Consider the following 14538-nt stretch of genomic DNA (forward strand, 5'->3'; position numbering starts at 1 on the left):
CTCTGCCAACAGCGGATCAACAACTACCGCAATCAGCGAGCAACAGGCAGGTCGATGCGTCGTAAAGCCGACCTGCCGTTATTTTGATGCAATTAACTTTCCACTGCCGCTGCCATCGGGCGAACGGTCATGTACGCGGGGCGTAGGCAAACACATCTGCGCGCATCTGCCGTGCGTCCATACCCGCCATCACCAACGCATCGAGCGTCGAGTACACCATCGTCGGCGACCCGCTGGCGTAGACCTGAATCGATTTCAAATCAGCGAAGTCTTCACATACGGCTTCATGCAACAACCCGCAACGCCCTTCCCACCCGCACAGGTCGCTGACGATTTTGTGCAGGTGCAGGTTAGGCAGCGTTTTCCACTCGTCCCAATGCTTGAGCTCGTAGAAGTCCTCGGGGCGGCGCACCCCCCAATAGACATGCACCGGATGCGGGAATCCCTTGGAGCGGCAATGTTCGATCAGGCTGTGCATCTGCCCCATCCCGGTACCCGCTGCAATCAGTACCAGCGGGCCGTCGGGCAGCTCACCCAAATGGGTATCGCCAAACGGCAGTTCAACGCGCGCTGTACCGTCGCGCTGGAGCTGTTTGATCAAGTTTTGCGCGCTGGCCTCACGGGCCAGGACATGGATCTCGAGGTCTCGACCGCTTTCGGGGGCCGACGCCATGGAAAACGCCGATTTCTCACCGTCATCACGCGCGATCATCAGGTATTGCCCGGCGTGGTAGCGAGGTGGCTTGCCTGCGGGCGCGCGGAGCATGACACGCCACACGTCTCCGCCGACTTCCACGCATTCGGTGACCTGGCAGCCAAACGTACGCACCGGCAATTCGCCCAGCGGCAAGACGCTGTCCCACACGACGACGCAGTCTTGCTGCGGCACCGCGATGCAGGTGTAGATCTCGCCGTGCCCTCGCAGCTCACCCCCCTGCTGGACAGTACCTTCGACCAGCAGTGCCGAACAGATGTGGCAGTTGCCATTACGGCAGCTCTGCGGACATTCATAGCCCAGGCGCTGAGCGGCGTCGAGGATCGGCTCGCCGGGCAATGTCTCGAGCACTGCGCCCGACGGCTGCAAGGTTACACGCATCAATCTATTCCCAGCTGATTCCAGATATCGTCGATCCGACGAGTGACGGCGTCATCCTTGACGATTGCACGCCCCCACTCACGCGTCGTTTCGCCCGGCCATTTGTGCGTGGCATCCAGCCCCATCTTCGAACCCAGCCCGGAGACGGGGGACGCAAAGTCGAGGTAGTCGATCGGTGTGTTGTCGATCATCACCGTATCGCGCTTGGGGTCCATGCGCGTGGTGATTGCCCAGATGACGTCGTTCCAGTCCCGCGCGTTGATGTCATCATCGGTGACGATAACGAACTTGGTGTACATGAACTGTCGCAAAAACGACCAGACGCCCAACATCACGCGCTTGGCGTGCCCCGGATACTGCTTCTTCATGGTCACGACGGCCATGCGGTAGGAGCAGCCTTCGGGGGGAAGGTAGAAATCGGTTATTTCCGGAAACTGCTTCTGCAGAATCGGCACGAACACTTCGTTCAACGCCACACCCAGAATGGCCGGCTCATCCGGTGGACGCCCCGTGTAGGTGCTGTGATAGATCGGCTTAATGCGGTGAGTGATGCGTTCGACGGTGAACACCGGGAAGCGATCGACTTCGTTGTAGTAACCGGTGTGATCACCGTAAGGGCCTTCGTCAGCCATTTCACCAGGATGAATCACACCTTCAAGCACGATTTCCGCACTCGCTGGGACTTGCAGGTCATTGCCCCGGCATTTGATCAGTTCGGTACGGTTGCCACGCAGCAGTCCCGCGAATGCGTATTCGGACAAGCTATCCGGCACAGGCGTGACCGCACCCAGGATGGTCGCCGGATCAGCACCCAATGCCACGGATACAGGAAAAGGCTGGCCAGGATGCTTGTCACACCACTCCTTGAAATCCAGCGCGCCGCCACGATGGCTCAGCCAGCGCATGATGACCTTGTTGCGACCAATCACTTGCTGGCGGTAAATACCGAGGTTCTGACGTTCTTTGTTAGGGCCCTTGGTGACCGTCAGCCCCCAGGTGATCAGCGGGCCGACATCGCCAGGCCAGCAGGTCTGCACTGGAAGCATGCCCAGATCGACATCATCGCCCTCGACGACCGTTTCCTGGCAGGGTGCTTCCTTGACGACTTTAGGCGCCATGGCGATGACTTTCTTGAAAATCGGCAGCTTCGACCAGGCGTCCTTCAGCCCTTTGGGCGGCTCGGGTTCTTTGAGAAAGGCCAGCAGCTTGCCAATCTCCCGCAACTCGCCGATGGATTCAGCCCCCATGCCCATGGCCACGCGCTCAGGCGTTCCGAACAGGTTGCCCAGCACCGGAATATCGAAGCCGGTGGGGTTCTCGAACAGCAAGGCCGGGCCCTTGTTGCGCAAGGTCCGATCACAGACTTCGGTCATTTCCAGCACAGGGGAAATGGGTACGTGGATGCGTTTCAATTCTCCGCGCTGCTCAAGCTGCTGCACGAAATCCCGGAGGTCGTTGAATTTCATTAACCCGGCCACTTAACAAATAGATGCACATCCTACCTGCTCTGAAGGCCTACGGCAGCAGCCTGACGCGTAATCATCCGCCTTGACGGGCGTTTTCAGGCATGAATATCGGCGCGAGCAGGGGCTGCATGCGTTCGCCGCCGGCATCGGAGAGGTGATTCTCGTCCATGTATTGCGAGTGGCCGTCGAATTCCGCCCGGCAGATCCCGCCCGGACACATCAGCGGCGTCGGGTCGAGGGTACGAACGTTCGGGTCTTCGGCACTCAGTCGTCCGAAAAGCCCGTTCAAAAACTGCTGACGCGCCAGATGCTCGGCCATTGGCCGCCCCAGCTTTTCAGCCGACCGGCCGACCATGGCCAGGCTGGCCAACCGCGCCACGGTACCCTGTCGTTGCAACGGGACTTCCTTGAGGATCCACACCGTCGCCCCTGCCGCGCGCAAGCTGTGCACCATGGCGCTCAGGTCCCTGGCCATCTCCTGTTGGGCCACCGAGCGGCTTTCATCGCGATAAAACGCATTGCGCATGTCGCCGTCCTCTTCGCCGTAGAGGTACAGGCTCCAGCGCGCCGCGAGCACCACGTTGCGAATGCCGTGGTCGCGCACGGTTTGCAGCGTGGCTTGATTGAAAGCCTGGCATTGCTGACGGGGCTCGTGCCCTAGAATCGGCGGACAGCCAGACAGGCTGGCCAGCCAGACCGGGCTGCCGTAGCGCTCGGCGTCCGCTTCAATGGCCGGCTTGAGCGCAGCGGCGTGACTATCACCCCAGACCAGTTGCCTCGGCGCCGCTCGCTCGTCACCTCCAAAGCGGCATATCTTGCGCAGGTCTTCGCTGTCCCGTTGCAGCAGACACTCCATCTGACCTCGCTGCCAGTCTCGCGCCTGCGCATATTGCAGCGCCTGCCCCGAGAGCCGCTCTGGAACCCCGTCACGGTAGCGCACCGCTTGACCGGCGATACCGATCACCACCAGCGCCGTCAGCCCGGCCAGCAATACCGACCGACGCCCAGGCAGCAAGCGTTTTTCGCGGAACGGCAGCTCAACCAGCCGCCAACTCAGCCAGGCCAGCACCAACGTCAGCACGACCCAAGCCCCCGCCTCACGAGCCTGCATCCCATCGACCGAAACCGCATTGGCGTAAACGAATACCGGCCAGTGCCAGAGGTACCAAGAGTAGGAAACCAACCCGACCGCCACCATCACGCGCCCGCTTAACAGCCGCCCGACCAGCGTCGGCCCCTGCCCGTTGGCCCAGATCATCGCAGTGGCGCCCAGAACCGGCAGCAGGGCAGCCCAGCCGGGAAACGGCGTGTATTTATCGAGTGCAAGGATGGCGTAAAGCACCGCCAACAGGCCGGCCAGGCTGACGCCCTGATACGCCCATGGCGACAGTTTGCGTGGGGAAGCAGGAAGGACAGCCAGCATTGCACCGCACAGCAATTCCCACGCGCGCATCGGCAATAGGAAAAACGCCGCGTCGGGCTGACGCTTGACCATCCCGACATTCAAGGCGAACGAGACCACCAGCACGCCCAGCAGTATCCAGCGCCAATGACGAAAATAACGGGTCAGCGCCACCATCAGCAGCGGAAAAAGAATGTAGTACTGCTCTTCGACAGAGAGCGACCAGGTGTGCAGCAGCGGTTTGAAATCCGAGGCGGGATTGAAATACCCGTCCTGACGCATGAACAGGATATTGGACGCGAACATCGCCTGGTAGCGCACCGCTCGCCCTAACTGCGAATAGTCGTTGGCGGGCATCAATACCCAGCCGACCACCAAAGCGGCGAGCATCATCACGGTAAGGGCAGGAATGATCCGCCTGGCGCGCCGCGCCCAGAAATCGACAAAACTGAAGCGTCCCGCGCCGATCTCTCGAACGATGATCGAGGTGATCAGGAAGCCGGAGATGACGAAAAACACATCGACACCCACGAAGCCGCCGCTGAATACGCCAAATCCGAAGTGATACAGCACCACTGGAATGACGGCCAAAGCCCGCAGCCCGTCGATATCCCGACGATTGCCAAACGTGTGCATGACGCTCCTTGTCTCGCGTTGTCGCAGTACGAAAAAAAAGGGTGCCCGAATGGACACCGCTTCTCTCCCACCGCCCCGCGCGCGGCGGGCAATGGGTTGTTTACCCTGTCGTTACTTGCGCTTCATCGACAGGAAGAACTCATCGTTGGTCTTGGTCGTTTTCAGCTTGTCGACCAGGAATTCGATCGCAGCGACTTCATCCATCGGATGCAGGAGCTTGCGCAGGATCCACATGCGCTGCAGCTCGTCATCGGCGGTCAGCAACTCTTCGCGGCGAGTACCGGAGCGGTTAATGTTGATGGCCGGGAAGACGCGTTTTTCAGCGATCTTGCGATCCAGAGGCAACTCCATGTTGCCGGTGCCTTTGAATTCTTCGTAGATCACTTCGTCCATCTTCGAGCCGGTTTCTACCAGCGCGGTGGCGATGATGGTCAGCGAACCGCCTTCTTCGATGTTACGGGCCGCACCGAAGAAACGTTTCGGTTTTTCCAGCGCGTGGGCATCGACACCACCAGTCAGGACCTTGCCGGAGCTCGGAATGACGGTGTTATAGGCGCGAGCCAGACGAGTGATGGAGTCAAGCAGGATGACCACGTCTTTCTTGTGCTCGACCAGACGCTTGGCCTTCTCGATCACCATTTCGGCGACTTGCACGTGACGGGTCGGCGGCTCGTCGAACGTAGAGGCAACCACTTCACCGCGAACGGTGCGCTGCATCTCGGTCACTTCTTCCGGACGCTCGTCGATCAGCAGGACGATCAGATGGCACTCTGGGTTGTTACGGGTGATGTTGGCTGCGATGTTCTGCAGCATGATGGTCTTGCCTGCCTTAGGCGGCGCGACGATCAGGCCACGCTGACCTTTGCCGATGGGAGCGCACAGGTCGATGACACGACCGGTCAAGTCCTCGGTGGAGCCGTTGCCAGCCTCCATCTTCAGACGCTCGTTGGGGAACAACGGCGTCAGGTTTTCGAACAGGATCTTGTTTTTCGCGTTTTCCGGACGGTCGAAGTTGATAGTGTCGACCTTGAGCAGCGCGAAATAACGCTCGCCTTCCTTAGGTGGGCGGATCTTGCCGACGATGGTGTCACCCGTGCGCAGGTTGAAGCGGCGGATCTGGCTAGGAGAAACGTAGATGTCGTCCGGGCCGGCGAGGTAGGAAGCGTCTGCAGAGCGAAGGAAGCCGAAGCCATCCTGGAGGATCTCCAGCACGCCATCACCCGAGATTTCCTCGCCGCTTTTAGCGTGCTTTTTCAGCAGGGAGAAAATCACATCCTGCTTGCGCGAACGGGCCATATTTTCTATGCCCATCTGTTCGGCCATTTCGAGCAGATCGGTAATAGGCTTTTGCTTGAGTTCAGTCAGGTTCATATAGGAATGACGTAATCATGTATGAGGGGAAATTAAGCTTTTGGCTTAATGAGGCCGCGCCGCAGAGAAGGCGACAGGATCGCGAGCAAATCGAAAGGAGAACGTCGGCGACGGCTATGCAGGGGGCAACGGAGAAGCCGTTGCGGGGCCGAATGTACCACTTGATTTTCTGAGCGTCTAGTGCAGTACCAGAAAAAAGCCCCGCGTTTTGCGGGGCTTTAGCGCCATCAGATGTTGGCGTCGAGGAAGGCTTGCAGTTGCGACTTGGACAATGCGCCGACCTTGGTCGCCGCGACTTCGCCGTCCTTGAACAGCATCAGGGTCGGAATGCCGCGCACGCCGTGCTTGGCCGGCGTCTCCTGGTTTTCGTCGATATTCAGCTTGGCAATGGTCAATTTGCCTTCGTAGGTACCGGCGATATCGTCCAGAACCGGGGCAATCATTTTGCAGGGGCCGCACCATTCAGCCCAGTAATCGACCAGCACAGGGCCACTCGCCTTCAGGACATCGGCTTCGAAGCTCGCGTCGCTGACGTGTTTGATAAGGTCGCTACTCATGAGATTTCTCCGAGGTCATAGGCAAAAAAACGTGGGTCATCATAACTGTGTCAACGCGTGACAGGAAGGCTGGAGCGATTGTCTCTTGCTATGGGACGCGATGACGAGCTTTATTGAAGTGACTCCCGCCCAGCGCCCAACATTCCGGCGTCGGGCGGACCCACGCGTTAAGGGGAAGGCGCCACGAACACAATGCCAGTCCGCAACGCAGCTCCGCGGATATGCTCCTGCATCGCCTTCTGCGCCGGGCCGGACGCGTTGCGCGCCAAGGCTCGGAGGATCTTGCGGTGTTCTTGCCACGTCTCCATGGCACGTCCCGCTCGGATGAACGGCAGCTTCTGACTTTCCAGAAAAATGTCGGCGCTGGCGGTGATGATGCCGAGGATGGCCTGATTGCCGCTGGCCACGAGGATGCGGCGATGGAAATCGAAATCCAGTTTTGCAGCGCTGTCGAAGTCACCGGCCTTCAATTCCAGGCGCATGGCCTCGACGTTGTCTTCGAGCACGTCGCGCTCGTCAGCGGTCAACGTCACTGCGGCCAGCCCCGCCGCAAACCCTTCCAGCGCATAACGCAGCTGGAAGGTCTCGGAAGGCGACGCATGGGCAGCGTATGGCCAGGAAAAACCGCTCGTGCTCGTTTGTGGTTCGGAAATCGCCTGGACAAACACCCCTTTTCCAGGCTGCACGCTCACCAGGCCCAAGGCGCTGAGAGACGACAGCGCCTCTCGTAATGAGGCACGACTGACCCCCAGTCGAAGGGCCAGATCCCGTTGCGAAGGCAGGCTGTCACCGGGCCCGTAGCCTTGTTCGGCGATCAGCTTACGGATCGCCTGAAAGGCCGCTTCAGGTACTGCAATCGAGTTGGAGTGCATAGGAACTCAGGCGCAAATCGGCGGAAAAAATCTCTTTTATCGTCATCGCGAACATTCGGCAAGTGACGCCCAAGCGAGGGGCGACGCGGCCTCCAAGCGCGCCAAAGCGGGGCGCGCATGGCTTCAACTGTTCAGACCAGTTAGACCGGAATGTCCGCCCAGCCCGCATTCCCCCGTCAGAAACGGATGGCTGGCATGGGCTGTGCACTGGCGGTGGAACACTACACATCCCTCGCCTACTCCTACGATTCGGAGACGTCATATGATCAAGCGTTACAGCGCACTGCTCGCCGCCCTGTTTGCCAGCCTGATGCTGGGCCAGGCCCCCGCCCAGGCCAATGGTCTGGATGACGTGACCGCCCGCGGCACCCTGAAAGTCGCCGTACCGCAAGACTTCCCACCTTTCGGCTCGGTAGGCCCCGACATGAAGCCACGCGGCCTGGACATCGATACCGCGCAGCTGATCGCTGACAAGCTGAAGGTCAAACTCGAACTGACCCCGGTCAACAGCACCAACCGCATTCCCTTTCTGACCACCGGCAAAGTGGATCTGGTGATTTCCAGCCTCGGCAAGAACCCGGATCGGGAGAAGGTCATCGACTTTTCCCACGCTTATGCGCCGTTCTATCTGGCCGTGTTCGGGCCACCGGAAGCCACCATCCACAGCGTGGACGACCTGAAAGGTAAAACCATCAGCGTGACCCGCGGCGCCATCGAAGACATCGAGCTGACTGCCGTCGCGCCGAAGGAAGCCACCATCAAACGCTTCGAAGACAACAACTCCACCATCGCTGCCTACTTGGCGAACCAGACCGACCTGATCGCCAGCGGTAACGTGGTGATGGTCGCGATCAGCGAGAAAAATCCCAAACGCATCCCGGCGCTCAAGGTGAAACTCAAGGATTCGCCCGTCTACGTCGGCGTAAACAAAGGCCAGCCTGAGCTTTTGGCCAAGGTCAACGAGATTATCGAGGCGGCGAAGAAAGACGGTACGTTGGAGAAAAACGCCCAGACCTGGCTGAAACAGCCGTTGCCGGCCGATCTCTGATCGGAGCTCATTCAGATGGCCTATCAGTTCGACTTCATCCCGGTTCTGCAAAATGCTGACCTGCTGCTACGTGGTGCGCTGTTCACGCTGGAATTGACGGCCATCGGCACTTTGCTGGGTGTCAGCGTGGGCATCGTCGGCGCGATTGTCAGGGCCTGGAAGATCCAGCCGTTCTCAGCCGCGTTTGGGGTGTATGTCGAGCTGATACGCAATACGCCCTTCCTGGTGCAGCTGTTCTTCATCTTTTTCGGGCTGCCGTCGCTGGGGTTGCAGATTTCCGAATGGCAGGCAGCCGTGATGGCGATGGTCATCAACTTGGGCGCTTATTCCACGGAAATCATTCGAGCGGGCATTCAGGCGATTCCTCGGGGCCAACTGGAAGCTTCGGCAGCCCTGGCGATGACACGCTTCGAGACGTTCCGTTACGTCGTGTTGATTCCAGCCTTGGGCAAGGTCTGGCCCGCGCTGAGCAGTCAGATCATCATCGTGATGCTCGGCTCGGCAGTGTGTTCGCAGATCGCCACGGAAGAACTGAGCTTCGCGGCGAATTTCATCCAGTCGCGTAATTTCCGCGCCTTCGAGACATACATCATCACCACACTGATCTACCTGTTCATGGCCCTGCTGATTCGTCAGTTGCTGGGATGGGTTGGCCAGCGTTACATCGCAAGGAGACGCTGATGGACTTCACCGTATGGGACATCGTGCGCAACCTGCTTACCGGCCTGCAATGGACGCTGTTGCTGTCGCTGGTGGCGTTTCTCGGCGGTGGCGTCATCGGCCTGCTGGTGATGACCGCCCGCATTTCGCACACATCGGCAGTGCGCACGCTGGCTCGCGCCTACATCGAGCTGTTTCAGGGTACGCCATTGCTGATGCAGCTGTTTCTGGTGTTTTTCGGGGTGGCATTGCTGGGCGTGGACATCTCCCCGTGGCTGGCGGCGGCCTTGGCGCTGACGCTCTTCACCAGCGCCTATCTGGCCGAAATCTGGCGGGGTTGCGTGGAGTCCATTTCCAACGGCCAATGGGAAGCCTCGGCGAGCCTGGCACTGACCCGTTTCGAACAACTTCGCTACGTGATACTGCCGCAAGCCTTGCGCATCGCCGTGGCCCCCACCGTGGGATTTTCGGTGCAAGTGGTCAAAGGTACGGCAGTGACTTCGATCATCGGCTTTACCGAACTGACCAAAACCGGCGGCATGCTCGCCAATGCCACCTTTCAGCCTTTCATGGTCTATGGCTTCGTCGCCTTGGGCTACTTTCTGCTCTGCTACCCGTTGTCGCTCAGCGCGCGCTACCTGGAAAGGAGACTTCATGCCTCTGCTTAGAATTTCCGCCTTGCACAAGTACTACGGCGACCACCACGTGCTCAAAGGCATCGACCTGAGCGTGGAAGAAGGCCAGGTGGTAGCAATCATCGGCCGAAGCGGGTCGGGGAAAAGCACGCTGCTGCGCACGCTCAACGGCCTGGAGTCGATCAACGACGGGGTGATCGAAGTCGATGGCGAATATCTCGACGCTGCACGCGCGGATCTGCGCAGCCTGCGGCAGAAAGTCGGCATGGTGTTCCAGCAGTTCAACCTGTTTCCACACCTGACCGTCGGTGAGAACGTGATGCTGGCGCCGCAGGTGGTCAAGAAGACCTCGAAATCCGACGCCGCCAGACTGGCAAAACAGATGCTCGATCGTGTGGGGCTCGGTGAGAAATTCGATGCCTTTCCTGACCGCTTGTCCGGTGGTCAGCAGCAGCGTGTGGCCATTGCCCGGGCGTTGGCGATGTCGCCAAAAGTGCTGCTATGCGATGAGATCACCTCGGCGCTGGACCCGGAGTTGGTCAACGAAGTACTCAGCGTGGTACGAGAACTGGCCAAAGACGGCATGACGCTGATTATGGTGACGCACGAGATGCGCTTCGCCCGGGAGGTGGGCGACAAACTGGTGTTCATGCATCAGGGCAAGGTGCATGAAGTGGGTGATCCGCGGGAGTTGATGGCCAATCCGAAGACGCCTGAACTGGCCAACTTCATAGGCTCGGTGGAGAGCGCCTGACGATCTCCGCGCGCCCAGCGAATGCATCGCGCTGTTTGGCGACAATGGCGGTTCGTGGCACGATGTCGGGGTTATTGACCGGGACCTTTGACCATGCCGCCAATCGCCGAAAAAAATCTCTCGCTGATCGCCGCGATCGATCTGGGCTCCAACAGCTTCCACATGGTGGTTGCCAAGGCCCACCAAGGTGAAATTCGCATCCTTGAGCGGCTCGGCGAGAAGGTGCAGTTGGCCGCCGGGATCAACGACGAGCGTCAACTCACCGAAGAATCCATGCAGCGCGGGCTCGATTGCCTCAAGCGCTTCGCCCAGTTGATCAACGGCATGCCCGCCGGTTCGGTGAGGATCGTCGGCACCAACGCCCTGCGCGAAGCCCGCAACCGCAACGAATTCATTCACCGCGCCGAGAAAATTCTCGGGCATCCGGTGGAAGTCATCTCCGGACGTGAAGAAGCCCGCCTGATTTACCTGGGCGTTTCCCACACGTTGGCCGACACCTCAGGCAAACGTCTGGTCGCCGACATCGGTGGCGGCAGTACCGAATTCATCATTGGCCAGCGCTTCGAACCCCTGTTGCGCGAAAGCCTGCAAATGGGCTGCGTGAGCTTTACCCAGCGTTATTTCAAGGACGGCAAGATCACCCCCGCGCGCTACGCGCAGGCGTACACGGCGGCGCGGCTGGAAATCATGAGCATCGAGCACGCCCTGCATCGCCTGACCTGGGACGAAGCTATCGGTTCGTCCGGTACCATTCGTGCCATCGGCCTGGCCCTGAAAGCCGGCGGCCATGGCAACGGCGAGGTCAACGCAGACGGATTGGCGTGGCTCAAACGCAAGCTGATGAAGCTGGGCGAGGTCGACAAGATCGATTTCGAAGGCATCAAACCGGATCGCCGGGCTATTTTTCCGGCCGGCCTGGCGATTCTCGAGGCCATCTTCGACGCCCTCGACCTGCAACGCATGGACCATTGCGAAGGGGCCCTGCGCGAGGGGGTGCTGTATGACCTGCTCGGCCGCTACCACCACGAAGACGTCCGCGAACGCACGCTCAGCTCGCTGATGGACCGTTATCACGTCGATCTGGAACAGGCTGCCCGCGTCGAACGCAAGGCACTCTCAGCACTGGATCAGGTCGCCCAGGCCTGGGAGCTCGAAGACGACCTTTACCGCGATCTGCTCAGTTGGGCCGCCAAAGTGCATGAGGTGGGCCTGGACATCGCTCACTACCACTACCACAAGCACGGCGCTTACCTCATCGAGCACTCGGACCTGGCAGGGTTTTCTCGGGAGGATCAACAAATGCTCGCGTTGCTGGTACGCGGGCACCGTCGCAACATCCCGAAGGACAAGTTCGCCGAATTCGGGGATGAGGGAGTGAAGCTGATTCGTTTGTGCGTGCTGCTGCGCTTTGCAATCCTGTTTCACCACATCCGCGGCACGCAGGAAATGCCGCAACCGGTGTTGACTGCAAACGACCACCAACTCGACATCCAGTTTCCGCACGGGTGGCTGGAAAACAACCAGCTGACTCAGGCCGACTTCGCGCTGGAAGCGGAGTGGTTGACCCGAGTCGGAATCGTCCTCAGCGTACGCTGAGGACCGGGTTGCTGAGTTTTTCCAGCAGCGCTGCCTGCACATTGCGAGCGTTCTGGTTGCCGGTCGGCGTGCTGCGGATATAGCGCCCGTCCGGCTGCAGCAGCCAGGCGTGGGTGTTGTCGGTGAGATACCCCTCCAACTCCTTTTTCACCCGCAAAATCAGCTTCTTGCCTTCGACCGGGAAGCAGGTCTCGACACGCTTGTCGAGGTTGCGCTCCATCCAGTCGGCACTGGACAGGAACATCTGCTCGTCGCCGCCGTTGAGGAAATAGAACACACGGGTGTGCTCCAGAAAGCGGCCCACGATCGAACGCACCTGAATGTTGTGTGACACGCCTGGAACACCCGGCCGCAGACAGCACATGCCACGCACCACCAAGTCGATCTTCACGCCCATCTGGCTGGCCTTGTAAAGCGCACGGATGATCTTCGGGTCGGTGAGCGAGTTGAACTTGGCGATGATATGCGCAGGCTTGCCGTCCGTCGCGAATTGCGTCTCGCGAGCGATCATGTCGAGCATGCCTTTCTTGAGCGTGAACGGCGCATGCAGCAGCTTTTTCATGCGTAACGTCTTGCCCATGCCGATCAACTGGCTGAACAGTTTGCCGACGTCTTCGCACAATGCATCGTCAGAGGTCAGCAAGCTGTAGTCGGTGTACAGACGGGCGTTGCCGGCGTGGTAGTTTCCGGTACCCAGATGCGCATAGCGAACGATTTCGCCTGCCTCACGACGCAGGATCAGCATCATTTTGGCGTGGGTCTTGAAGCCAACCACACCGTAGATCACCACGGCACCGGCAGCTTGCAGGCGGCTGGCCAATTGAAGGTTGGACTCTTCGTCGAACCGCGCGCGCAGCTCGATGACGGCCGTCACTTCCTTGCCGTTACGCGCGGCGTCCACCAGCGCGTCGACGATCTCCGAGTTCGCGCCGCTGCGGTAGAGGGTCTGGCGCACCGCCAGGACGTGAGGGTCTTTAGCGGCCTGGCGCAGCAAATCCACGACCGGAGTGAAGGATTCGAAGGGGTGCAGCAGCAGAATGTCCTGCTTGCTGATCACGTTGAAGATGTTTTCGCTGTTCTGGAGAAGCTTCGGAATGGCGGGCGTGAACGGCGTGTATTGCAACTCCGGATGGCTGTCCAGGCCGGTGATGCTGAACAGACGCGTCAGGTTGACCGGGCCGTTGACCTGATACAGCTCGGTTTCGCTCAGGTTGAACTGCTTGAGCAGGTAGTCCGACAGGTGTTTCGGGCAGGTGTCGGCCACTTCCAGCCGCACCGCATCGCCGTAGCGGCGTGAGAACAATTCGCCCCGCAACGCGCGAGCCAAGTCTTCAACGTCTTCGGAATCCAGCGCCAGGTCCGCGTTACGGGTCAGACGGAACTGGTAGCAGCCCTTGACCTTCATGCCCTGAAACAAGTCATCGGCGTGAGCATGGATCATCGACGACAGGAACACATAGTTATCCCCCGGCCCCCCGACATCTTCCGGCACTTTGATGATCCGCGGCAGCAGACGCGGCGCCGGAATGATCGCCAGCCCCGAATCCCGACCGAAGGCGTCGATGCCCTCCAGCTCCACAATGAAGTTCAGGGATTTATTGACGAGCAGAGGGAACGGGTGCGTCGGGTCCAGACCGATGGGGGTGATGATCGGCGCGATCTCGTCGCGGAAATACCGACGCACCCAGGTTTTGAGCTTGGTGGTCCAGTAACGGCGGCGAATGAAGCGCACCTGATGCTTTTCCAGCTCGGGCAGCAGGATGTCGTTGAGAATCGCGTACTGACGGTCTACGTGACCATGAACCAGCTCACTGATGCGGGCCAGGGCCTGGTGAGGCTGCAGGCCGTCGGCACCAGCTTGCTCGCGGGCGAAGGTGATCTGCTTTTTCAGCCCCGCGACGCGGATTTCGAAGAATTCGTCCAGGTTGCTGGAAAAGATCAGCAGGAACTTGAGACGTTCGAGCAGCGGATAGGATTCATCCAGCGCCTGTTCCAAAACCCGGATGTTGAACTGCAGCTGTGACAGCTCGCGATGAATATACAGGCTGCTGTCATCCAGATTCGGGATGACGACGGCTGGCGCGGCGGGCGTGTGCGCTTCAGGAACGGGCACAACCTCGATGGTCGGCTCGACCACGGAGGTGACTTCCTGAGACATGACCGGGGGGTCGATTTCAATGGCTGCTTGGGATGTTCCTTCGGTACTCATGAATAATCCTGTAAGGCAATCGCCCTTATCACAGTTGGGCCGTGGGAACGGCTGAGGAGATCAACCTGCCGGTCCCGCCACAGAAAGGGGACGAACAGCGGCGAAGACCGGTCACACCGGGCTCCTGCGGACAAACGTGACAGTTATAAGCCAGCATTGTGACTCTTGCATGACAGTTGAAAGTTCACCATACAGGCCGCGACGCAAACCTGCTCGTTAGACGACAAATCTAGCGA

The 14538-nt window shown here is 59.7% G+C and carries 12 protein-coding genes; 5 read left to right on the forward strand and 7 right to left on the reverse strand.

Annotated features, from left to right (window positions below; all coding sequences use genetic code 11):
- Positions 1 to 127: 127 nt before the first annotated feature.
- The 6 genes from N5D61_RS05855 to N5D61_RS05880 all read right to left on the reverse strand — a co-directional run bounded on the left by N5D61_RS05855 (position 128) and on the right by N5D61_RS05880 (position 7400).
- Entirely contained in the window at positions 128 to 1096 is a 969-nt protein-coding gene (locus N5D61_RS05855; RefSeq protein WP_108236126.1) for a CDP-6-deoxy-delta-3,4-glucoseen reductase, read from the reverse strand.
- Entirely contained in the window at positions 1096 to 2562 is a 1467-nt protein-coding gene (gene ubiD, locus N5D61_RS05860) for a 4-hydroxy-3-polyprenylbenzoate decarboxylase (protein WP_108236127.1), read from the reverse strand. The genes N5D61_RS05855 and ubiD overlap by 1 nt, the downstream gene beginning before the upstream one ends.
- A 73-nt stretch (positions 2563 to 2635) precedes the next feature.
- Complete coding sequence (locus tag N5D61_RS05865) at positions 2636 to 4600, reverse strand: acyltransferase family protein (protein ID WP_279891369.1); 1965 nt, start codon at positions 4598 to 4600, stop codon at positions 2636 to 2638.
- A 111-nt stretch (positions 4601 to 4711) separates the two neighbouring features.
- Positions 4712 to 5971, reverse strand: a complete 1260-nt coding sequence (gene rho, locus N5D61_RS05870; RefSeq protein WP_108236129.1) for a transcription termination factor Rho — start codon at positions 5969 to 5971, stop codon at positions 4712 to 4714.
- Between the two features lie 227 nt (positions 5972 to 6198).
- Entirely contained in the window at positions 6199 to 6528 is a 330-nt protein-coding gene (gene trxA, locus N5D61_RS05875) for a thioredoxin TrxA (RefSeq protein ID WP_081564805.1), read from the reverse strand.
- Positions 6529 to 6695: 167 nt separating this feature from the next.
- Complete coding sequence (locus tag N5D61_RS05880) at positions 6696 to 7400, reverse strand: FadR/GntR family transcriptional regulator (RefSeq protein ID WP_108236130.1); 705 nt, start codon at positions 7398 to 7400, stop codon at positions 6696 to 6698.
- Positions 7401 to 7662: 262 nt separating this feature from the next.
- Here N5D61_RS05880 and N5D61_RS05885 point away from each other — a divergent pair, with 262 nt between their 5' ends.
- The 5 genes from N5D61_RS05885 to ppx all read left to right on the forward strand — a co-directional run bounded on the left by N5D61_RS05885 (position 7663) and on the right by ppx (position 12093).
- Positions 7663 to 8448 carry a transporter substrate-binding domain-containing protein gene (locus tag N5D61_RS05885; protein WP_279891371.1) on the forward strand — a complete coding sequence of 262 codons (786 nt, stop codon included), beginning with the start codon at positions 7663 to 7665 and terminating at the stop codon, positions 8446 to 8448.
- A 15-nt stretch (positions 8449 to 8463) separates the two neighbouring features.
- Positions 8464 to 9129, forward strand: coding sequence for an amino acid ABC transporter permease (locus N5D61_RS05890; protein ID WP_108236132.1), 666 nt, complete (start codon positions 8464 to 8466; stop codon positions 9127 to 9129).
- Complete coding sequence (locus N5D61_RS05895) at positions 9126 to 9776, forward strand: amino acid ABC transporter permease (protein WP_279891614.1); 651 nt, start codon at positions 9126 to 9128, stop codon at positions 9774 to 9776. The genes N5D61_RS05890 and N5D61_RS05895 overlap by 4 nt, the downstream gene beginning before the upstream one ends.
- Complete coding sequence (locus tag N5D61_RS05900; RefSeq protein ID WP_108236134.1) at positions 9763 to 10497, forward strand: amino acid ABC transporter ATP-binding protein; 735 nt, start codon at positions 9763 to 9765, stop codon at positions 10495 to 10497. Before N5D61_RS05895 ends, N5D61_RS05900 begins: the two co-directional genes overlap by 14 nt.
- A gap of 93 nt (positions 10498 to 10590) precedes the next feature.
- The gene (ppx, locus tag N5D61_RS05905; protein WP_108236135.1) at positions 10591 to 12093 is read left to right on the forward strand and encodes an exopolyphosphatase; all 1503 of its coding nucleotides are present in this window, start codon (positions 10591 to 10593) and stop codon (positions 12091 to 12093) included.
- Here ppx and ppk1 read toward each other — a convergent pair.
- Positions 12080 to 14302 (reverse strand): polyphosphate kinase 1, encoded by a 2223-nt coding sequence (gene ppk1 / locus N5D61_RS05910; protein WP_108236136.1) that lies wholly within the window; start codon positions 14300 to 14302, stop codon positions 12080 to 12082. The two genes, ppx and ppk1, sit on opposite strands and share 14 nt — an antisense overlap.
- Between the last annotated feature and the right edge of the window lie 236 nt (positions 14303 to 14538).

Source organism: Pseudomonas sp. GD03842 (genome assembly GCF_029841165.1).
Lineage (GTDB): Bacteria > Pseudomonadota > Gammaproteobacteria > Pseudomonadales > Pseudomonadaceae > Aquipseudomonas.